The sequence below is a fragment of the Sheuella amnicola genome, from assembly GCF_010499255.1.
GTDB lineage: Bacteria > Pseudomonadota > Gammaproteobacteria > Burkholderiales > Burkholderiaceae_B > Zwartia > Zwartia amnicola.
Window position 1 is genome coordinate 96,765 of record NZ_JAAGRN010000002.1, and the last position, 20,351, is coordinate 117,115.

Consider the following 20,351-nt stretch of genomic DNA (forward strand, 5'->3'; position numbering starts at 1 on the left):
ATTCGCCTGCTTCAAACCAGTATATCTCAAAGAGATGCTGGTAAAACCACGAGTTTCGATTGATCTTGCGGGTGGGCAAGCACGATCATTTCCGTGTCAAAAACTTGCCGTAAATTATCCGGATTCAATACGGCAGCAGGTGAACCTTTGGCGACCACGGCTTGATTGGCAATCAGTAGAATTTCATCGCAGTAGGAAGCCAGGCTCACATCATGCAAAACAATCAAAATGGTGAATTGGCGCTCGCGAGCAAGCTTCTGCAATGTTCGCATTAACCGAGTCTGATGCTTGGGATCCAAGTTGGCCAGAGGCTCGTCCAGAAAAAGGTGGACACGTCCCTCTATTTGTTCCATCGCCAAACATTGTGCAAGCACTCTTGCAAACTGGATGCGCCGTTGCTCCCCTCCGGACAACTGCTGATAAGGACGGTCGATCAGTTGATCGGCATCGACAAACGAAAGGGCTTCAGCGATCCAGGCATCAACCTGTTGCGTGCTCGCCTCCTCGAATGGGTAACCTCCCATAGCGACCACTTCCTTAACATTAAAGGGAAACTGCAACTCCGAATTCTGAAGCAATACTGCCCGGATTCTCGCCTGCCGCTTTACGCTTAAGCTCGTCAAGTCCGACGAATCGAAATGAATAGTCCCATGAGTGGGCTTGATTTCGCCAGCCAACGCACCCACAAGTGAAGATTTTCCAGCGCCATTTGCTCCAAGCACTGCGTATAGGCGCCCATGCTCTAAATCTAGCGATACGTTGTCTAAAACACGACGATTCCCGCGCTGAATACACAGATTTTTAAGTTGCAATGACATGGATTAATTTCGAATATCGAACTCTATCTAATTGATTTGTAAATATATTTTTAAATTCGAATCGTATTGGATATTAACCGTAGAGAGGATATTTTTTGTGCGATAAATCCCATAAATTGGGGGAGTTGACCGTGGCGGATGCCCAAGGAGCGCAACCTTGGCCTCAATCGTACCCAAATTTAAGCTCTTTGTTCCATGACCAATCAATCTTCGTCACGCACCCAGGGTGCCACAGAATTCAAGCAAATTGGCGAGATATTGCTGAAGACTCGAATCGAACGAGGTCTGGATTTACAATCCGTTGCTCGAGCACTGATCATGTCGGTGGCGCAAATCCGGGGCATAGAATCCGCTGAACAGGCAGCATTTCATAATTCTTCGTTCTTCTTGCGCGGGATCGAGAAATACGCTCATTACCTTTCAATTCCCGAAAATAACGAGTGTTGGAGCCTAATTTCGCAGATTCGTGAGGCCCCGATTCATCCCAAAAACGGGCGCGCGCAGCAAAGTGTCAAGGTTCTGGCCAAGTCCGGCTTATTTAAAAACCAAAGCTCGATCCTGACTTACTTCGCCCGACATCCTGTCTTCTGGATCTTGATGATTTCGCTTGCTGCCCTGGGCATTAATCTAAATTCACGTATCGAAACCGAAACCAATCGACAACATGAATTAGTGCGCCAAGAGCTCAGTGCGCAAAAAACAACGACTGAATCAACACTCTCTTTAAGCCCTCCCGATCAGGATAAAGGGGCCGCAAATCAAACGCTATCGGAATCCGTAACCAAAACTGAGGTTTCCGCACTCTCACCCAAAGCACTGTTAGATACACCTCAACCTACCCCAGGGATGGGAGATGAAAATAACCCCGTTCATCAATCTCAATTAACCGACGCTATGCCGGGCCAATCATTGGCGATGTCTTTACCCCTGATTCAAAATTCACAGCCTAACCCGAAAGAGACGAGAAAAATATCCCTCAAATTCAGTGCTCCTTCCTGGGTGAAGTATGTCGTTAAAGACGGCACGACCCAGGAAAAAATATACCAACCCGAAGACGTTCTTGAAATCGACCCCTCTTCGCTCGAGTCCATGACAATCGGCAACACCGGGGCCACCACGCTAAGCGCGGGCGAAACCCCAATCGACCTGAATCTTTACTCAAGTCAAAAAAATGGAGTCGCCCGTCTCAAGCTGGAAGATCTCAACCGACTGGCAAACTGAAACACTCAACCGGTTGTTAACCATTAGCCCGCAGGCATAGTTTTAGCCATCGGAGCAAGCTTGACCACCTCGTCGTACCACGCGGCAAGTTTCGGGTGCCCCGGGCGCCATGGTTCATTGGCAAAGCGGAAATCGAGATAACCCAAAGCGCATGCGACAGTGATATCGCCAATTGTTTTCAATTGACCCAAGCTGGCGATTTCTTTTTCAAGCAGATCGAGCGAGCGGCTGACTTTACCTTTTTGCAACTCGATGTAATCGATACGACCTTGATCCTGAGGTAAGGCGATTTCACGACGGCGGGGTTGACTGGCATCCATAATGCCATCACCCAAAGCCTGCAGGCGTAGCGCTGCCCAGCGTGCGGGACCAGCTGCGGGAAACAAGGGCGCGGCACTGCCGATACTATCCAGATACTCGCAAATGACCGGACTGTCGAACAAGGTCTGGCCCTCATCGGTAATCAATGTCGGAATTTTGGACAAAGGATTGGACAACGCAAGGCTCGCATCGGTCGTCTTGATGTCCCATTTTTCAACTTGACCATCAATACCGCGCGCAATGGCGCAGGCGAAAGCCTTGCGAACATAAGGACTGGCTGAGGAATATGAAAGCTTCACGTAGGTCTCCTTTTGTAAGATCTGAAGTCGTTTTGAAAACTGAATATATGGCTTTTAAATTTACATAGACCGATTCTACCGCCGACCTGCGATAATTTTCCGCTAATCCCCCAATCTGGACTGAAAAACTCATGATGACGACAGATCGCGAAGAAATCCGGCTGCTGGGCCGCATGCTCGGTGATGTGATCCGCGAAACCGAAGGCAAGCAAACGTTCGACATCATAGAGACCCTGCGCCGCACTGCGGTCAGGTATCGCCGACAGGGGCGCAGTCAGGATGGTCGCATATTGCAGGACCGCGTGAAGAAATTGCAACGCGATGATGCAAACCTTGTTGCGCGTGCCTTCAGTTACTTCTTGCATCTAGCCAACATTGCCGAAGACTTCACGCAAAAATCCGAAGCCCGAACCCGCCTGCTGCGCGACAATGAATCTGCTCGCGGCACGTTGTCAAATACACTCAATTTACTGCGTGACCGAGGCGTAACCAGATCACGAATACAAAAACTGCTTGAGCATGCGTGCATCATGCCGGTCTTGACTGCGCACCCGACTGAGGTGCAACGCAAAAGCACGCTTGACTTACATCACCAGATATCACAGGCTCTTTCGGACAGGTTTGGTCGCATTACCGAACAGGAACAACACCATATCGACCTTGAGCTAATCGGTCGCATCAATACACTATGGCAGACACGTATGCTACGTTACACGCGTCTGACTGTGGCCGATGAAATTGAAAATGCACTGTCGTACTATCGCAGCACTTTTTTAATTGCGATTCCCAAGTTGTATGCCGAGCTTTCGATGCAGCTTTCAGGTGGAGAGCCTCGATCTGCATTTAGCGCAATGCCTCCAGCCTTGCCCCCATTCCTACGAATGGGAAGTTGGATCGGCGGCGATCGCGACGGCAATCCAAACGTTGACGCGTCCACACTTGAACGTGCGTTGACTCGCGGCGCCAGTGTTGCATTCGAGTTTTATCTGAATGAAGTCCAATTGCTGGCAGCCGAACTTTCTCTCAGCACGCTATTAACAAGCGTCACTCCCGCACTCCAAAAGCTAGCTGATGAAGGACCGGATCGATCCGCACATCGTCATGACGAACCATATCGTCGCGCATTGATCGGCATTTATGCCCGCTTAGCCGCCACTGCGCGTCAACGCGTTGGTATCGATCTTGCACGCCGCGATACAGTAAGCATGGTTGCCTACGAAGGTCCTGAAGCATTCTGTGAAGATATCCAAATCCTAATTGACTCTCTCGAAAAAGATCGCGCCGCACCGGTCGCGCGCCTGAGACTTCAATCCCTGCGTCAGGCCGTCCTCGTGTTCGGCTTTCATCTCGCCAGCTTGGACCTGCGTCAAAGTTCCGATGTGCACGAGCGCACACTTTCAGAACTTTTCGAAAAAGCAGGCTTACGATTAAACAATGCTCCATTAAATTACGCATCCCTGTCCGAAGAAGACAAGGTTCAACTACTAAGGGCCGAGCTGAACCAAGCGCGCCCGCTTGCTTCACCTTGGATTCAATACTCCGATGAAACACAACGCGAACTGGGAATTCTGCAGGCAACCGCTCGAGGAAGAGCCCATTTCGGTTCATCAGCAGTGCGTCAATACATCGTATCGCACACCGAAACGCTAAGTGATTTGCTTGAGGCGCTTGTCTTGATCAAGGAAGCCGGACTTGCCTCTGCTGCGTATACGCCTTCCAATCAAAAGTTCGAGGCCGTGCGCCATGACGGCTTGATGGTGGTACCACTATTCGAAACGATCCCTGACCTTGAAAATGGCCCTGACATCATGGCCCGATTCATGGATCTACCTGAAGTACGTACGCGCATTATGGCTGAACAGGGTGGAATCCAAGAAGTCATGCTGGGATACTCAGACAGCAACAAGGATGGCGGGTTTCTGACATCAAACTGGTCGCTATTCCAAGCCGAACGAGCCTTGGTCGAAGTGTTTCATCAACGTCATATCGGACTGCGACTATTTCATGGCCGAGGTGGTAGCGTTGGTCGCGGAGGCGGTTCGACCTTCGATGCCATTATGGCCCAACCTTCCAGCTCCGTTGCAGGCCAAATCCGACTGACCGAGCAAGGTGAGGTCATTCAAAGCAAGTACAAGGATGCTGATGTCGGAAAGTGGCATCTAGAAAATCTTGTGTCGGCAACACTCGAAGCCAGCTTGGTCGATGAGCATGCCGCCCGTATGGAAGAAGATCATATCAAGCGCTATGGCGCAATCATGAACTTCCTGTCCGAAACCGCCCAAGCGAGCTATCGCGCACTGGTCTATAAAACACCGGGGTTTGCAAAATATTTTTTCGCCTCCACCCCTATCTCCGAAATCGCAGGACTCAATATCGGATCCAGGCCCTCTTCGCGCAAGGGTGGCGATCGAATTGAAGATTTGCGGGCTATTCCATGGGGGTTTTCATGGGCCCAGTGCCGTCTGATGCTTCCAGGCTGGTACGGGGTTGGGGCTGCACTCACTCGCTACCTGGATGAAGGATTCAAAGGAGCTCCGACCACGCGTCGCGCACGCCTTCAATCACTTCAGGACATGGCGCAGGACTGGCCGTTTTTTAAAACCATGCTGTCAAACATGGAAATGGTTCTGGCAAAAACCGACCTCAAGATTGCTGCACGCTATGCCCAGTTGGTTCCAGGCAAGGTACTACGCGAGAAGGTCTTTAATCAAATCACGGAAGAACACGCCCGCACCCTCGCCGCACTGAAGCTAGTCACTCGACGAGAATTATTATCCGACAACCCAAGGCTTGCTGCATCACTACGTGAACGCTTTGCCTACATTGACCCATTGAATTACCTGCAGATTGAACTATTGCATCGCCATCGCCAATCCAACAAACACAAATCCGCAGCCACCCTGGATGATCGAGTCGAGAGGGCGATTCATTTGACTATCAACGGCGTCGCAGCGGGTTTGCGTAACTCCGGTTGAGTCAGTCGTGCAAACAGTCAATGCAATCTCTCCCAATATCTTTGATGCCCATGCGGATACAAACATATTGTTGCCGCTTGTTCTTGGCAATCTCTTATCGCCCAAGCTCTGGGATTTAAGCGAAAAAATTCATACCAAGCTTATTGCTGCGAAGCAATTAACTACAGCCGACAACCACGAGGACCATAACGATTCGCTTGAGCTGATTCGAACGATACAACACCAGATTGATCGACACTTCAAGCATCTACATCCGGGAGAAGTATCGGCGATCTATGGCGAGCTGAACATCAGCGATGAACGAGCCAGGCTTGGCGCTCAAAGAGTTGATCATTCTCTTGGCTTGATTGAAAACACCTTTAAACAAAGGCTGGCAAATGGGGCCATTCCCGCCGGCGCACTCGATCCGCTTTTTACGCAGATAAAAAGCAATCGTTTTCCGGCTTTTTATTATTCGAATTTCGATATTGTCGTTGCCAATAAGGCGCTAACTGGCCGTCGCTCAAGTGCACCGATGGGGCTGACATCTTGTCTTGATGAAGTGGCGATCTTTGCGGCACTTGCAATGACTATGCCCAAAGATGAAATCACCAACGTTATTGCCTTAACGAGCGCATCGCATTACACCGCATTTGGCTGGATGCGCACAGGCGAACCATGGTGGTTTTACGGCAAAAACAAATTGTTCTCCAAACAGGACTGGACGCAATTTGTGAATGAAAAATTTAATGGCAACGCTCAATCCGCCTTCGATTCCATCTTCAAGGATATGGATCATATTGTTTCAGTAGCCGGCACATGGAACTTATCTGTCTCAACATCTAGTATTGCCGATGATCATGTTGCATCTATCATTGAGAAACTCGATGATTTTTTCGGCTGCCGGCTTGAACAGCTAACGATGGGCATGGCATGCCCCATCAATAGAATGGAGGAATCCCCCCTCGCCCCAGTATTAAGGAATTTACTCGGTTCGCAATCTATAGAGCAAGCTCGGCTAACCCTACGAAATGAAGGCAACCCAGAACTCTCGCAAGTCCTGTATTCATTCCGATCCCTTGATGTAACTAGTCTGACGCCATATCTGGAAGCGGCCAGACATCAACCCATGAGTAAAGCGCTGGGCACAAAATTAAACTCTACCGAAGAGGCGCTCACAATGATTCATGGCATAGCGGGCTGTCAATCCATCTTCAATGATCATAATCGAATCGCCATGCCGGATGAAACACTCAGATTAAAAACAGGTTCAGATCGTGACAAGGCGCTCTTGCTTCATGTATTACTCGAGCATATGTTTAATGCCCAATCATCTTCTGCACACATTTCGACTATTTTCACGTCGACTGATAGTTTTGTTTGCGTAGATGATTTTTGTATTGAGATCAACTCTCTTTCTCAAGTGTCGTGTCCGACTGAGGGCATCATTTGGAAATTACCGAATTAAATAAATTCATGCAAACTACAAAAGTTAGTATTTTTGATCGTGATCTATGGCGTGGTTTCTGGTCTATTGCTTACCCTTACTGGGTTTCTGGAGACAAAACACGAGCGCGTGCCTTATTGGCCGCGCTCACGCTATTACTGCTTGCGACCACTGCGCTCAGTGTCATCATTAGCTATGCGGTTCGGGATTTCATGACTGCTTTATCCGAGAAAGATGTTCAAGCTTTTGGCAACAGTATGCTGATAGGCTTGATTGTTTTCATTATTGCTACTCCGATCAGCACTCTTTTTGAATATACGCGTCGACTACTCGGAGTCTATTGGCGTAAATGGCTTACCGAAAAATTTCTGACTGACTATTTTTCTAATCGCGCGTATTTCAAAATCAGCCATAACGCCGATATTGACAATCCGGATCAACGTATTTCGCAGGACGTTTCGTCGTTCACCTCCACTAGTTTGGACTTTTTGACTGAAATCCTTTCGTCGATTATTCAATTAATCGTTTTTATTGGAGTGCTTTGGAGCATTTCCCGCCTACTCGTCTTTCTGCTTGTATGTTACGCAGTCATTGGTACTATCGTTGTCGTGCTGTTTGGAAAGAAACTGATTAACCTCAATTTTCTTCAGCTTAAACGCGAAGCAGACTTGCGCTACGGACTCGTTCATGTCCGAAACAATGCTGAATCGATCGCTTTTTTTGGCGGTGAAAAGCTTGAAGGCTTGCAAATTCGAAATCGGCTCACGCAAGCGATCGATAACTTTCTCAATCTGATTGCCTGGCAAAGAAATCTTGCATACTTCACCTTTGGCTATCAATATCTGATTCAAATTTTGCCTCTCGTGGTAATGGCGCCGCTATATTTCGAGGATCAAATTAAATTCGGTGTAGTGACTCAAGCAGGCGGTGTTTTCGCAACTGTTTTGGCATCCCTCACATTGATCGTATCCAGAATCGAAAGTTTGAGTCAATTTGCTGCAGGTATAAGTCGTCTGCAAACATTTAAAACCGCATTGAATCAAGATGTCTCTAACGCCACGCACCCTGAAGATATTGGGGCATCGACATCAAGCAATTCCCTGCCCCAAATTACACTTCTCGAGTCGCCTAAATTGGCGCTCGAAAACGTGACGTTATACACACCGAAACGTGAACGCGCATTGCTGGTGGACGCAAGCCTTGAAGTGTCCCCAGGCGGCGGCTTGATCATTCTGGGGCCAAGCGGCTCTGGAAAAAGCTCCATTCTTCGCGCATTTTCGGGCCTTTGGACGACCGGTGAAGGTCGCATCTATCGCCCACCGTTATCTGAGATCATTTTTTTACCTCAGCGCCCCTATATGATTTTGGGAACATTGCGCGATCAACTTCAATATCCAGCATTGGATCGCCAGAATAGTGAAGAAGAACTCCACGCTGTTCTCAAGACAGTAAATCTGGAAAATCTGCCTGATCGAGTAGGCGGGCTCGATACGGTTCGCCCCTGGATTGAATATTTATCTCTTGGTGAGCAGCAACGCCTGGCGTTTGCCAGACTGTTATTGATGAAATCCCGTTTTGCGATGCTGGATGAATCAACAAGTGCATTAGACGATGAGAACGAAGCCCGTCTGTATGAAATACTTAAAAGAACAGGTACAACTTTTGTTAGCGTGGGACACAGGAAGAACTTAATTCAGTACCACGAATCCACTTTGGAGTTGCACGGAGATGGGCATTGGTCACTGAGGGCTACCCAGTAACTACGTTCGCTATCTGATGCTAAATGGTCGGGGCGAGAGGATTCGAACCTCCGACTCCTACGTCCCGAACGTAGTACTCTACCAGGCTGAGCTACGCCCCGACTTGAAACTTAACTTATTGTTTTTATTAATGATTTCAGCACAATTTAAATATTTTTTTGCTTGCAATCTATAAAAAAACTATACCACAAACTGTACTACTTTCGCTCTTCAGATCACTATTTCGGTCGGTACCACTATCCACTTTAAGCTCGGGTATTGAATTATTTCCAATTTAAATTTAATTTTTTATGTCTTGCGGCGCAATCACGCAAGTAGAGATTAATTAAGCTTTGATATGGAATCCCGACATCTTCAGATATTGCCTTGAAATACATAATTGAATCTTCGTCGAGGCGAATCGTGATGGATTTTTTTAATTGCGAAGCGTAGGGATTCTTCTTGGCTTTTGAAAAATCATATTCTTTACGCATAAGTCACCTTTTATATGTCTTTGCCTCTTTGGAAGTGGCTTTTCTGGCTGAAATAATTCGGATGGTATTGCCCTGTGATCGATAGCAATGGCATACCAATACAACTCTTATCGAATGACTAAGCCCTAATAAAATAAATCGATCTTCGGCTTCCGAATGATCAGGATCATTGATCAATAGAGCTTGTTCGTCATAAAAAACCGACTTTGCCTCGTCAAATGATATACCGTGTTTTTTGAGATTAGAAATCGCTTTAGCGACATCCCATTCAAATTTAATTTCTTTCATACGTACATTGTACATATGAAACGATATTTTTGTTTAAATTGAATTTTTGATGTGGATATCTTTCGAGTGAATTTGCGTTCCCGAACGTAGTACTCTACCAGGCTGAGCTACGCCCCGACTTTCCCAGCCATTGCGACTCGGATGCACAACATTCTAGCAAAAAATCCGACTGAATTCTGGGCTGCTGGTTGCGGCTTTCTATACTACTTGTAGTACAGATGGTTTAGTGGAGGGAGGATGGTGATGTGCTGGGAAAAGTTATGGGGCTTAGCAGTGTCGTTTTAAATGACAGTTGATGCGACCGTCTATTTAAGGGATAGGCGTGGCATTCGATGATAAAAATGTCGTAAAGCTGCGCCAGCTAGACGTTTTGCTGGCACTGAGTCACGACATGGCTGACATGCGGCGGTTAAATTATTTAATCACTTGCAAATAAATCACCCACCTATTCCAAAACCTATGGAGTAGGTGGGTGAGAATGGAACAACTGCATTTTTGATTGAAACCAATACAAAACTAGCTTTCTTTTTTAAATAGTTAAATCAACGAAGGTGTTGATTAAGTTCTAAAAAACCACCACCAGCCCATAATATTCCCCTATAGATAGTGAACGTTTATTCTAAGTTCGAATTGACGGCGAAACAACCTGTTAGTTTTAAAGTTTATCAATCCACCAATGCCTGTAACTATCGAATAAACCAGCGCAAGCTCAACTTTTAACGGCTAGCGCCGTTTCACGATACAGCCGATATTGTTTTGAGTAGTTGCTGTTGTGCTTTCTGTACCTTCTGTCGATCACGCTCGGCTTTCAATGCATCTCTTGCGCGATCCACGCCAGTCTTTAGCGCAGTGACATAAGCTTGATCTGGTATCTAGTGGGTTTAATTGTCGCGATTTCAGCAATACGCATAGCCATCTACTTTTTTAGTATTTATTGAGTGACTATGCGGTACAAAACGATGCCAAGATTAACCTTGCTGTATCACCGCAAATACATTCAACACAATATAAATGTTCCAACGTTGTTCTTGCCAATATTGAATGTCATTTAAAGATTAAAAAATATTGATTTGGCAAAAACTCATTCTCTTTAATCAAAGAAAAACCCGCCTGCTTAAACTCTTCCACAACCTGACTTGAAGAAAAACGATCTTTTACTGGAGGTCCAATCGGGCTATCCTGTCTAAAGTCGATAACTGCGATGCGTCCTCCATCGTTCAGCGATGAGCGAACGGCTTTCAAATAGCCAATGCGTTTCTCAATATGATGATAAACATCTACGAACAAAATCAAATCGACCTTCTTAGGTAGTCTTGGTGATTCTGCGGAGCCTTGTATTGAATATAAATTTTTTAAACCTAGCTTCTCAGCTCGCTCTTTTAAAAAATTGACCATTTCGGGCTCAGCATCCACGCCATATATAGCACCCTGGGGCACCATATGCGCGAGACGGGTAGCAAAATAACCTGTGCCAGAACCAATATCCGCGACAATTGAATCTGGTTTAATTTCTAATGCCTGAATAACTTGATGTGGTTGTTGCCACTTATCGCGTTCAGGATCATCAAATACTTGTGCCCATTGGCTGGCATTGGAAAAGCTATGTTGATGCGTATGTGGAGTTTGCGCGCAAACCTTGCCAATGACCAAACTGAGCATTGCTAAGATTATGATGCGACAAAGCATGGTGGTAGTTTTATTAAACATAACTTTTCGCCTTAAGTATCCTAGAAAAATTATAGCGACAGACACTAACCCTGCTGCATTACGGTAAATACACTCCCCGCTCCATACAAGTGCTCCAGCATTGTCCTTGGCTGATAGTATCCCGATGCTTGTACTTGAACGACGTTTGACAACAAGCCCAAGTGATACGGAACTCGTTCTTGGGCTTGTTAGGGATACATAATATTCCCTGATGCTGAAGTGTCATTTAAAACGACACCATGTAAACTAACAGTTTATTTAGAACTGAAACCGCACACCTGCGTTGACCACACCTAGTGTCTGACCGCTACGGACTTCACCTGACAGCCCTATATACGCATAAGCGTTGCCTGCGATCTTCGCTGTACCGTAGAGACCTGCCTGTACAAAGGTTACGCCTGCGTTTGGTGTGGTGATATTTGTGCTCATACCAGCCAAGGAAGCATTCAGCGTTGGATTCAGTACACCCGACGAGTCTGCACCCACGCCCACATACGCACGATAGGTGAATTCTTCAGTCATCGGATTATTCGCTTTCGAGCCTGCTGCCACACCAAGCATACCGCGCACGCCATTACCCGTAAAACCCTTGACGCTCAGGGCTGATGCTGCATCGCCTTCGTTCACGCTTGACTGCGTGACCACCTGCCACGTCACACGGGCAAAGGGGGTGATACGGAAATTATCCACATCCACAGGACGGCTTAAGCCAAGGCTGACCATTGCGTCATTGCCCGTCACGGATTTGTTTCTAAAGCCGCTGCTTAGACCTGTCACATCACTACGCGAGATGTCACTTGAGTTCAAGCCAATGCTGGCCATGCCATCGACAACAAACTCTTGTACAGGCATCTTGCCGTAGGCAAAGATGGAGCCCTGTTGAATTGTGGCTGAGCCATAGGTTGGGTTCAGATTGGTATTGGACAATGCTAAACCGCCACCAACCGTCATGCCGTTCTCAGTGTAGAAATCCGAACCAAATACCAGTTGATACAGATTGCTGTTCCAGCCTCCCGAGTAACTATCGCTTGAGCGATTAGCCTTCTGATAAGCCAAATCACCCCAGACGTTGCCGTTGTTAAACGACTTGGCTTCTGCATTGGGGTTGGTGCTAACAGCGGAGGTAGGTACACCACCTGACATCGCGGCCTGCGTATTGGCCATCAATGCGGTGTTGCCTGTGGGATTAGTCATCAAACTGGGCAAACCGATACCCATCGTGTCGCCCAGACGATTCAAGACCGATTGCTGTACACGCTGCGTGGTTTGTGCGATGGTTGCCACTGATGCCGCATACACCTCACCTGATAAGCCTTGAGCATAGGATGGCAGTGCGGCTGCATTCTGACCTGTCACCGCATATAACAACTGGTCTTGTGCTGCGTTAGATGTTCCAGCTTGTGATGCCACAACCATCTTGTCTAAAGTACCGCCTATCGACTGTGCGTTTTTATTACCTGACAATGTGCCAATTGTTGTGTTGTATGAAGTCGGTATTAAAGCCAAATCAATGCTGTTGCTACCATTCACGTTGTAGAACGTCAGGAACTGCGTTCCAGCTGAGAGTTCTGCGGGCTGTGTCACGTTTGAGAACTTGCCCGAGATACCACCATCTGCGGTGACGATACGGAAGCGGTCACCCAGCACAGGCGTATAAGGGGTGCTGCCGTATCCTGACTCTGATTCGTTGAACAAGTTCGAAAGCGCGGGCTTTAAGGTTGCGCCTGAATTGATAATGAACTGACCACCCGTGATGTTGAGATACGAGTAATAACCTGTTGCACCCACAGGTGACGCCTGACTGGCTTGCGTGGTACCTGCAATATCTTGTTGATACGTTGAACCATTGTTCATCGTGACGTTTGCATTTGTGCCAATGTAACCTGGCGAATTACCTGGCTTAAACAAACCTGCTACCGTAATGGATCCTGCAATGCTGCCTGTACCCATAAGCTGTGCGCCCGATGCAACGTAGACATCGCCCGAACCTAAAGTGCCACCAAGTAATGAAAGCGTGCCAGAATCCACTACCGTGCCACCAGTATAAGTATTGGCACCTGAAAGTACAGTCATGCCACTGCCGCTGAACGTCAATCTGCCTGATCCAGACAACACACCAGAAAGTTGAGCCGCTCCCGTAGTTGGCGCCGCAATGGTCCCACCTGAACTCAGAACGGATAGTGCCTGACTGGAACGCTCACCTTTTGACAGGACGATCGTGCCGCCTGCCAAAACAGGATTAGCTGTCACTCCTATGCTACCTAAACCTACACTTGTGCCACTGGAAATATCAGGAATTGTGGAGGTTGAATTTGTATTGTTGTTACTGCCACTGCCACCGCCACCGCCACCGCCACCACCGCCTGTCACCACCAAATCCCAAATTGTTCCGCTCACATTATTTAGCGTCCAGTTGTAGGCACCATATGTACCTGTTCTGCTGCCTGCAATGTTACTTGTTGTTACACCGCTTAATACCGATGAGTATGTTCCTGATGCCAGCGTAGAGGCTGCAACTCCCGATACACCGCCAGAGTAAATCCCAAATGTTGTAGTGGATGTTAATGGGTTGGTGACAATCAATTGCCCATACTGCGTTGGCGAGGCGACAATGATGTTGTAATTTGTTGGTAATTTACCGTTGTAGGACAACGCTGTAGAAGTTGCTGCTGCACCATTGCCACCTTGACGGTTATTGAGTGTCGTGATCGTGCCATAGGTGCTGCTTACATTCACGCCATAACCACTTGCGCCACCAGTTATTGCTCCACTATTTGTGACTGTCGTTATATAGGCTGTCGATGAAGTGCCCACGCTTACGCCAGAGCCAACGCCATTTCCGCTCACAGTATTTGTGTTGATTAAATTTTCAAGTTCACCGCTTGCATTGTAAATACCATCGCCGTTAAGGTTATTACTTATTTGACCGCTATTGTTGATGGTATTGATCCCTCCCATAATATATATTCCTGCTATTTTCCCTGAAATTATGTTTGTGTTTGTCACTGAAGTGACTTGACCAAGGGAACCCAGTACTCCAACCGCGTACGAACCTGTCGACTGAATGGTCCCATAATTTACAACTGTTGTACCACTGTTGTTCAAATACATGCTCCTGCCTGATGTGGACAGTGACACACCGTTATTAATAGTGATAGCACAATTTAATACTCCCCCATCAGAGATTGCAGTGCTGCTGTTAGCGGCAAGTGTGATAGGACAACTTACTTGTGCTGGCGATTGTGTCGAATAGATCAAGGTACCAATGATCGCTGCGAATAAAACGATATGTTTTTTTAATTTTTTCATTTTGAAGTTTGAATAATGAAGACGTATGTCCCTCATCTATACAGGACATTTATATCGTGGCATACGTGATAAATATTCTGCGCGCCCTAAATTTAGAGGACTCTGAACATCATTTCAATGAACAAAATTAAAATGATTAACGATTTCATAATGAAATCGCTCGCTTAATAACTTCGTCTTTATTGCAGTAAATAATTAAGCATCCCGTAACTAGAGACGTTCGCAATATCAACTGTCGTTTAACACGACACCTTCAAACACTCGCCCTGCGCCTACTTCCTAAAATGGCTAAAAAGGTCAATGGATCTTGGGTATTAAATGACGATCCACCCGAGACATTTCATATTCAGGGGCGGGCAACGTTAATTGCTCCTGATGATAAGTGGATGTATGTTGATGAAAAAAAAGCCATTAATGTCCTCTTTAAAAAGTACCTTAAAACACTCACCCCAAGCCATCAGCTTTTGCTATCTCGATTTAACTTTCAGGATTTGGCCTTTAAAGTCGTAGGCGTCGGCAGCGTCGGCACCAGATGCCTGGCTTTATTAGTTACTGATTCGCTTGATAATCCGCTCTTCATTCAAATAAAGCAGGCTCTCCCATCTGTGCTTTCTCCTTATTTTCCACAAAAAAAGCACGACAAAATTCAACGCGGCCAAAAAATAGTCTATGGACAGCGTTTAATGCAATCGGCAAGCGACAGTTTTCTTGGATGGGCAAAAGGCTCATTGGGTTATGAATATTACTTTCGGCAACTCCGTGACATGAAAGTGGCTGCCCAAATTGAACTATTTAGTGAACTGATGTTTGGGCGTTACGCTTGGCTATGTTGTGACATTCTTTCTCATGCGCACGCAAGGGCTGGTGGCATGGCACCCCAAGTGACAGGCTATCTCGGAAATAATCAAGATTTTGCAGAAGCAGTCGTTCGTTATGCAAACAATTATGCTGATGTTGTGGAGAAGGATTATGAGGCGTTTCGAACCGCCTGTCGTAATGGGACACTGAAGGCACAATCCGACGAAGACTTTAGGGCCGATCTATCGATCTGATGACGCGAATCAAATTTTGTACGTATTCAGATCAATTGTATTTAGTTGCGTAGCTAAACAGAGCGAAAGTAGTTCAACGCCTATGCCCCTGGCGCCGCTGATGCCTTTATAAGAAAAGGCTACTCGAAATTGATTTTATTGAGATTTGCAAAAATTTATTTTGCGTCAGCAGTGACATCGATTGTTTCTAACTTTGTGGTCATCGGAATATGCTTGATAACGTTCCCGGTGAAGTCGATCCGCTTCAAATCGATCTTCTTGATTGCCAACGATCCGTAAGTGCGGAAGTAGGCCTCCTGATTATTCAGATCATAGACGGTAGACCACTGAGAGCGTTCATAAATGAATTCGTTGGGATCTTTAGGGGATCGTTCAGCAACGGTACCTAAAATAATGTCAACTGAGTTAAGAATGTGAAAAGCCAGATTGACCCCCTCATCGGCCGATTTGGGGGGGACGGCAGTATGTGAAAGTGCCACCGCCCGCAAAAAGCGACTTGGCGGAGTGTAGTCACCCGGTAACCCAACCATACCCGTACCCTGACCAATCGCCGGCACAGTAACTTTGCCCAGCTTCAATTCATCGACGTTGATGTTCGTTAAATTCACATGAGACCGCAAGTTAGACATGTGCCATTCAAAGTTCGGCGCGTTAGTCAGAACCCCAATAGGATTGTCATAGACATGTAATTGCCCGTTGATGTATTCGATGACAATGGAGCCCCCCTTGGCGTCATGCACTGCCCAATGTAATGGCTGAGGTCCGGCAGGAGGTAGCGCTAAGTCATAAACCTTGATGGTTTTTAGACTGGCTTTAACTTCATCAACATTGGTAAATTGACTGAGAACCCAGTTTGAAAGTTCTAGATTGGATATGGCTGGACTACCGTCACTTGGAAATGGCTCATATTTGACATAGCCAGGGATATACAAAGTGCCAATAGACAGGCCTTTTTCGTTCATTCCATCAGTAGAAATATCCACACCTAGGGTGTTGATCCCGACAAAACCATACTTAACTTCCCAGCGGGTCCCAGACTTTAGGTCTGGATTTGTTGCTGACATTTGAAACCCGCGCGGCACAATCATTACCTGACTATCAAGCGGCAGGGCCAACTCCATGGCTCGTCCAATAATTTGACCGCCTCCTTCAGTCTCGACGCGGAAGGTTGTACAAGCTGACGCAGTCTGCGCGATAGGCAGGGAAATGGAGAGAAAAACCACTGCCAAAAATCGCGAGATTGCGTAGAAACAGGTGGCTCGGCTAGTCTTTCTTGGCGTCATGGAGTCCCTCCCTCAATCTGTCAAATGGCTTTCATGTCTTTTAAAACGACACAGTGATAACCACGAATGCTTTCGCTTTGATAAAAATCATAACAACACTCGTGATGACACCAACGTGAATCCTAAATTCGTTTACTCGTCATGAGTATTATTTTTTTAACACTAAGTGCAAATGGGGTACAACAAAACAATTCCGGTGGTGTGCGCATTTCGCTAGCGTTTGACTAGAAAATGAAAATTGAGCCAACAAATTTAACAAACAGAAATATCGCAGGCACAATAGTTGGTAATTACGAACAGTTCGGTTCAAAACTTTGATGTTCTCATGTCAGTTGAGTCATCAAGGGCTACGCCTAAGCCTGTCTCAATGTATTAATCTGTCAATTGATTAACAACAGATAAACTATTTAGCTGCACCTAGAACTTGATTTTGAAAGAAGGCCATTATGTCGAATAAGTTTAAATCCAAAGTTTGCAAAGTGATTGAAGCGGTTGGACAACAAACTGGTAAACAAGGACTCAATTATTTCCAGGGTGTTTCGGCAGAAACCGTTGAGTCAAATCAAATTTGTATGCATCTAATTTCAGTTCCAGCCGGCGGGCGCGCCAAAGTTCACAAGCATCAACACCATGAAACGACAATTTATGTTTTAACTGGAGAGGCCTACACTCTATTTGGCGATCAATTGCAGCATGTCGTAAAGTCTGCCGCAGGCGACATGTTGTACATACCGGCGGACGTTCCGCATTTACCAATTAATCTAGGCAGTGAACCCGTCACTGGCGTTGTTGCTCGTACAGATCCTAATGAACAAGAAAGCCTGATTCTCTTACCTGAGCTTGAAGAGGCTGCAAATCTGGCGATTGAAAAATTAAAACAGAATCTTCAGAAATAAATCAGAAGAATGTGATGCATTAGTCATTGGGGCTTTCCGTTAGCGACAGGATTAAGCATGCCAGACGCGTCCTCGCCAATACCAACAATCACCATCGATTCTAATTATTTTGTGGCGATTTGCAGTGCATCCAGTATACGGCGCTCTACTCCGAATATTATTATCAAACTAGCAAATGATAGATAGGTAATAAAAATCACGCCTAGAAATTTTGGCAATCCCAATGCCTTAAATACCAAAAAGCTTTGATATATGTTTGCAAGACAGAGAAACATACCTGTCGCGATTAAAGACCAACCAAATACCAAGTTGATCCATTCGATATTTACAATGGTATCGAAGAGATGAAGCTTTTCAGTGCTGATATACATTACGCCGATTGCCATAAGCGTGGCTGAAGCAATGAAATTTCGCAACACCGTAAAAAAAAATTTGATGTTGACATCCGATGCGTTAATCTCAAAAAAACGACTAGCTCCAGATTGTTTTGGTGCACTTTGCATAAACGACCCTTTGTAAGTAGTAATAATTAAGAAGATATAAATCCTTATTTACTCGGGATATCTTCTGTAGAGCAATTCGAAATTTCGCAACTCTTTATCGACGTTGACTACGCACATCCTCATCGATAGTTCGTACAAGCCCAGGCGGTTGATGCGCCCAGCCATAACCCTTCATGGCCTGATCGTATGCATATTGATATAAAGCGCGCATATATTCTGTATCGAACTCCTCGCGATGCGTGGCTTTAAAATCAGGACCTATGAAAGCAAGATTAAACCCCACTTTATCCATCTGCGTAGTCTGATAAATCCGAAGAATGTCGCCGATCCCCTGCGCCTGAATCAACTGCGAAATCGAGCGGCCGACAATACTCATTGTCTTGCGTTCGATTTCCTGCCAATCATTATCCAATCGTGCGTTACGTATGATGTAGGCTTGCAATATCTTTCGACGCCTTATGCTTTCCTCTTTCATTCTATTGGCTGCTGCAGGCGGATACATAAACGCCTGCATGCTCACTCCGCCATCAACATGCATCTCATGGTAAGTATTGCCATTTAAAATTACATCAAACATAACCGGCGGAAATGCCCCCGGTACAGATGCTGATGCCAATAAAACGCGACGAAATAATTCAAGGGAATCGGGAGTACCAATTGATGCGATTTTTCCCATATTCCAAACTACCGGAACGCCCGCATCAATATTGGTTGTGGCAACGAGAAGCCATCGACCTCGCTGATACTCGTTTGCGACTTCTTTCAAGAAATCGGCATTGATGTATTCCGAAATCAAGTGATAGAGCGGCGTCGAATCTCCGAGGCTATCCTCAAACACAGCCGCCATCAATCCTCGATTTTTATAGATCATTTGTGGCGTAACTTGTGTATACACATACTTTAGAACGTTGTCGTACTTGGAGCCCAAAAATGCGAATGGCGCAATCAGCGCGCCTGTGCTCACTCCAGTCACCAGATTAAATTCGGGTCGGTCACCACGCACCGTCCAACCGGAAAGCAATCCTGCTCCGAAGGCGCCCTTGTCCCCTCCCCCTGATATCAATAAATAATTACCTGTTCCGGTTAAATCACTTGATTTAATGTGCTGTTGATTTTCTTGCAGTTCAGCCATCATGGCCGAAACACCTTCAGGTGAAGAGATCACATATCGCAAGCCCGGTGACACTGCAGCTTGAGCTTGAGTATGCTGGTTTTCAGGAACGGCGCTTTTTCGCAATAAACCACTGCCGCAGCCACTCAAGGAGACCGCCATAATAATTACCATCAACCAATCACTATGCCAGCGATATGTCTGGTTTTTATTCATAATCTCTCAAAAATCAGTAATGCTACTCACCCGCGATCGCGACTCACTAGGCGACCTTACGTTGCTCCAATGCGATTCGAATAGCCAGAGCTGCCAGCACGAATCCCATGACGTAACGCTGGACGGCTAACCATTTTTGATTACCGGCAAACCAGTTGGCTATCGTGGCCGCTGATAATGTAATCAGTAGATTGATCGTAAAGGCCATACAGATTTGCGTCGCTCCAAGCATCAACCCCTGAAGCACAACCGAACCACGCTCAGGCAAGATGAATTGTGGAAAAATCGAGAGATAAAAAATTGCGATTTTAGGGTTCAGTGCACTTGTAAAAAACCCCATGACAAACAATCTACTGGGCGAGTCCTCAGGCAGATCCCGCGCTTCGAACGGGGATCGCGCCCCGGGCTTTACGGCCTGCCATGCCAGATAAAACAAATAGATCGCGCCGGCCCATTTCAATGCCTCATAAGCTAACGGAACCGTAATAAATATTGCGGACAATCCAAGCGAAGCTGCAGTGACATGAAGAAATAACGCGGTCGTCACTCCAAAAAGGGATATGACCCCGGCCTTACGCCCTTGACATATTGAACGCGATATCAAGTAAATCATGTTGGGCCCTGGACTTAACACCAAAACGAGGGCCGCTCCGGCAAATAAGAGCCATTCGTTCCCAGGGATCATGAGACTTA

The 20,351-nt window shown here is 46.4% G+C and carries 16 protein-coding genes and 1 tRNA gene; 6 read left to right on the forward strand and 11 right to left on the reverse strand.

Going from position 1 to position 20,351, the window contains the following annotated elements:
* Positions 1-26: 26 nt before the first annotated feature.
* Positions 27-818 carry a heme ABC transporter ATP-binding protein gene (locus tag G3I67_RS03015; protein ID WP_163651516.1) on the reverse strand — a complete coding sequence of 264 codons (792 nt, stop codon included), beginning with the start codon at positions 816-818 and terminating at the stop codon, positions 27-29.
* 195 nt (positions 819-1,013) lie between these two features.
* Between G3I67_RS03015 and G3I67_RS03020 the strand changes: the two genes are divergently transcribed.
* Positions 1,014-2,039 (forward strand): helix-turn-helix domain-containing protein, encoded by a 1,026-nt coding sequence (locus tag G3I67_RS03020; RefSeq protein WP_163651517.1) that lies wholly within the window; start codon positions 1,014-1,016, stop codon positions 2,037-2,039.
* 23 nt (positions 2,040-2,062) lie between these two features.
* Here G3I67_RS03020 and G3I67_RS15125 read toward each other — a convergent pair whose 3' ends face one another.
* Complete coding sequence (locus G3I67_RS15125; RefSeq protein WP_163651518.1) at positions 2,063-2,659, reverse strand: glutathione S-transferase C-terminal domain-containing protein; 597 nt, start codon at positions 2,657-2,659, stop codon at positions 2,063-2,065.
* A 131-nt stretch (positions 2,660-2,790) separates the two neighbouring features.
* Here G3I67_RS15125 and ppc point away from each other — a divergent pair, with 131 nt between their 5' ends.
* The 3 genes from ppc to G3I67_RS03040 are packed head-to-tail and all read left to right on the forward strand — an operon-like array spanning position 2,791 to position 8,820.
* A complete protein-coding gene (gene ppc, locus G3I67_RS03030) occupies positions 2,791-5,634 on the forward strand; it encodes a phosphoenolpyruvate carboxylase (RefSeq protein WP_163651519.1) in 2,844 nt (947 codons plus the stop codon).
* A 7-nt stretch (positions 5,635-5,641) separates the two neighbouring features.
* Positions 5,642-7,081 carry a hypothetical protein gene (locus tag G3I67_RS03035; RefSeq protein WP_163651520.1) on the forward strand — a complete coding sequence of 480 codons (1,440 nt, stop codon included), beginning with the start codon at positions 5,642-5,644 and terminating at the stop codon, positions 7,079-7,081.
* A gap of 8 nt (positions 7,082-7,089) precedes the next feature.
* Positions 7,090-8,820, forward strand: coding sequence for an ABC transporter ATP-binding protein/permease (locus G3I67_RS03040; RefSeq protein WP_163651521.1), 1,731 nt, complete (start codon positions 7,090-7,092; stop codon positions 8,818-8,820).
* A gap of 24 nt (positions 8,821-8,844) precedes the next feature.
* Here G3I67_RS03040 and G3I67_RS03045 read toward each other — a convergent pair.
* The 5 genes from G3I67_RS03045 to G3I67_RS03065 all read right to left on the reverse strand — a co-directional run bounded on the left by G3I67_RS03045 (position 8,845) and on the right by G3I67_RS03065 (position 14,246).
* Positions 8,845-8,921: transfer RNA gene (locus tag G3I67_RS03045), tRNA-Pro, on the reverse strand.
* A 162-nt stretch (positions 8,922-9,083) separates the two neighbouring features.
* A complete protein-coding gene (locus G3I67_RS03050) occupies positions 9,084-9,293 on the reverse strand; it encodes a BrnA antitoxin family protein (RefSeq protein ID WP_163651522.1) in 210 nt (69 codons plus the stop codon).
* Positions 9,294-9,296: 3 nt separating this feature from the next.
* A complete protein-coding gene (locus tag G3I67_RS03055; RefSeq protein WP_163651523.1) occupies positions 9,297-9,581 on the reverse strand; it encodes a BrnT family toxin in 285 nt (94 codons plus the stop codon).
* Between the two features lie 1,044 nt (positions 9,582-10,625).
* Entirely contained in the window at positions 10,626-11,288 is a 663-nt protein-coding gene (locus G3I67_RS03060) for a class I SAM-dependent methyltransferase (protein WP_163651524.1), read from the reverse strand.
* Positions 11,289-11,546: 258 nt separating this feature from the next.
* The gene (locus G3I67_RS03065) at positions 11,547-14,246 is read right to left on the reverse strand and encodes an autotransporter outer membrane beta-barrel domain-containing protein (protein WP_163651525.1); all 2,700 of its coding nucleotides are present in this window, start codon (positions 14,244-14,246) and stop codon (positions 11,547-11,549) included.
* Positions 14,247-14,863: 617 nt separating this feature from the next.
* On the opposite strand from G3I67_RS03065, the gene G3I67_RS03070 reads away from it, so the two are divergent.
* Entirely contained in the window at positions 14,864-15,649 is a 786-nt protein-coding gene (locus G3I67_RS03070) for a DUF2252 family protein (protein WP_260074181.1), read from the forward strand.
* Positions 15,650-15,804: 155 nt separating this feature from the next.
* On the opposite strand, the gene G3I67_RS03075 is transcribed toward G3I67_RS03070, so the two are convergent.
* The gene (locus G3I67_RS03075) at positions 15,805-16,932 is read right to left on the reverse strand and encodes a linear amide C-N hydrolase (RefSeq protein WP_163651527.1); all 1,128 of its coding nucleotides are present in this window, start codon (positions 16,930-16,932) and stop codon (positions 15,805-15,807) included.
* Positions 16,933-17,378: 446 nt separating this feature from the next.
* Here G3I67_RS03075 and G3I67_RS03080 point away from each other — a divergent pair, with 446 nt between their 5' ends.
* Positions 17,379-17,828: a cupin domain-containing protein gene (locus G3I67_RS03080; protein WP_163651528.1), complete on the forward strand. Its 450-nt coding sequence runs from the start codon at positions 17,379-17,381 to the stop codon at positions 17,826-17,828.
* Positions 17,829-17,932: 104 nt separating this feature from the next.
* Here the strand turns inward: G3I67_RS03080 and G3I67_RS03085 are convergent, their stop codons facing one another.
* From G3I67_RS03085 to G3I67_RS03095, 3 genes are all read right to left on the reverse strand, one after another.
* Positions 17,933-18,331 (reverse strand): hypothetical protein, encoded by a 399-nt coding sequence (locus tag G3I67_RS03085; RefSeq protein WP_163651529.1) that lies wholly within the window; start codon positions 18,329-18,331, stop codon positions 17,933-17,935.
* A 94-nt stretch (positions 18,332-18,425) separates the two neighbouring features.
* Complete coding sequence (locus tag G3I67_RS03090; RefSeq protein WP_235931651.1) at positions 18,426-19,658, reverse strand: patatin-like phospholipase family protein; 1,233 nt, start codon at positions 19,656-19,658, stop codon at positions 18,426-18,428.
* Between the two features lie 46 nt (positions 19,659-19,704).
* The gene (locus G3I67_RS03095; protein WP_163651530.1) at positions 19,705-20,343 is read right to left on the reverse strand and encodes a LysE family translocator; all 639 of its coding nucleotides are present in this window, start codon (positions 20,341-20,343) and stop codon (positions 19,705-19,707) included.
* Between the last annotated feature and the right edge of the window lie 8 nt (positions 20,344-20,351).

Excerpts from the sequence above, each read along its gene's own strand:
- G3I67_RS03015 (WP_163651516.1), bottom strand. The coding sequence starts at position 818 with ATGTCATTGCAACTTAAAAATCTGTGTATTCAGCGCGGGAATCGTCGT.
- G3I67_RS03020 (WP_163651517.1), top strand. The coding sequence starts at position 1,014 with ATGACCAATCAATCTTCGTCACGCACCCAGGGTGCCACAGAATTCAAG.
- ppc (WP_163651519.1), top strand. The coding sequence starts at position 2,791 with ATGATGACGACAGATCGCGAAGAAATCCGGCTGCTGGGCCGCATGCTC.
- G3I67_RS03040 (WP_163651521.1), top strand. The coding sequence starts at position 7,090 with ATGCAAACTACAAAAGTTAGTATTTTTGATCGTGATCTATGGCGTGGT.
- G3I67_RS03050 (WP_163651522.1), bottom strand. The coding sequence starts at position 9,293 with ATGCGTAAAGAATATGATTTTTCAAAAGCCAAGAAGAATCCCTACGCT.
- G3I67_RS03055 (WP_163651523.1), bottom strand. The coding sequence starts at position 9,581 with ATGAAAGAAATTAAATTTGAATGGGATGTCGCTAAAGCGATTTCTAAT.
- G3I67_RS03060 (WP_163651524.1), bottom strand. The coding sequence starts at position 11,288 with ATGTTTAATAAAACTACCACCATGCTTTGTCGCATCATAATCTTAGCA.
- G3I67_RS03065 (WP_163651525.1), bottom strand. The coding sequence starts at position 14,246 with ATGGGAGGGATCAATACCATCAACAATAGCGGTCAAATAAGTAATAAC.
- G3I67_RS03075 (WP_163651527.1), bottom strand. The coding sequence starts at position 16,932 with ATGACGCCAAGAAAGACTAGCCGAGCCACCTGTTTCTACGCAATCTCG.
- G3I67_RS03080 (WP_163651528.1), top strand. The coding sequence starts at position 17,379 with ATGTCGAATAAGTTTAAATCCAAAGTTTGCAAAGTGATTGAAGCGGTT.
- G3I67_RS03085 (WP_163651529.1), bottom strand. The coding sequence starts at position 18,331 with ATGCAAAGTGCACCAAAACAATCTGGAGCTAGTCGTTTTTTTGAGATT.
- G3I67_RS03090 (WP_235931651.1), bottom strand. The coding sequence starts at position 19,658 with ATGAATAAAAACCAGACATATCGCTGGCATAGTGATTGGTTGATGGTA.
- G3I67_RS03095 (WP_163651530.1), bottom strand. The coding sequence starts at position 20,343 with ATGATCCCTGGGAACGAATGGCTCTTATTTGCCGGAGCGGCCCTCGTT.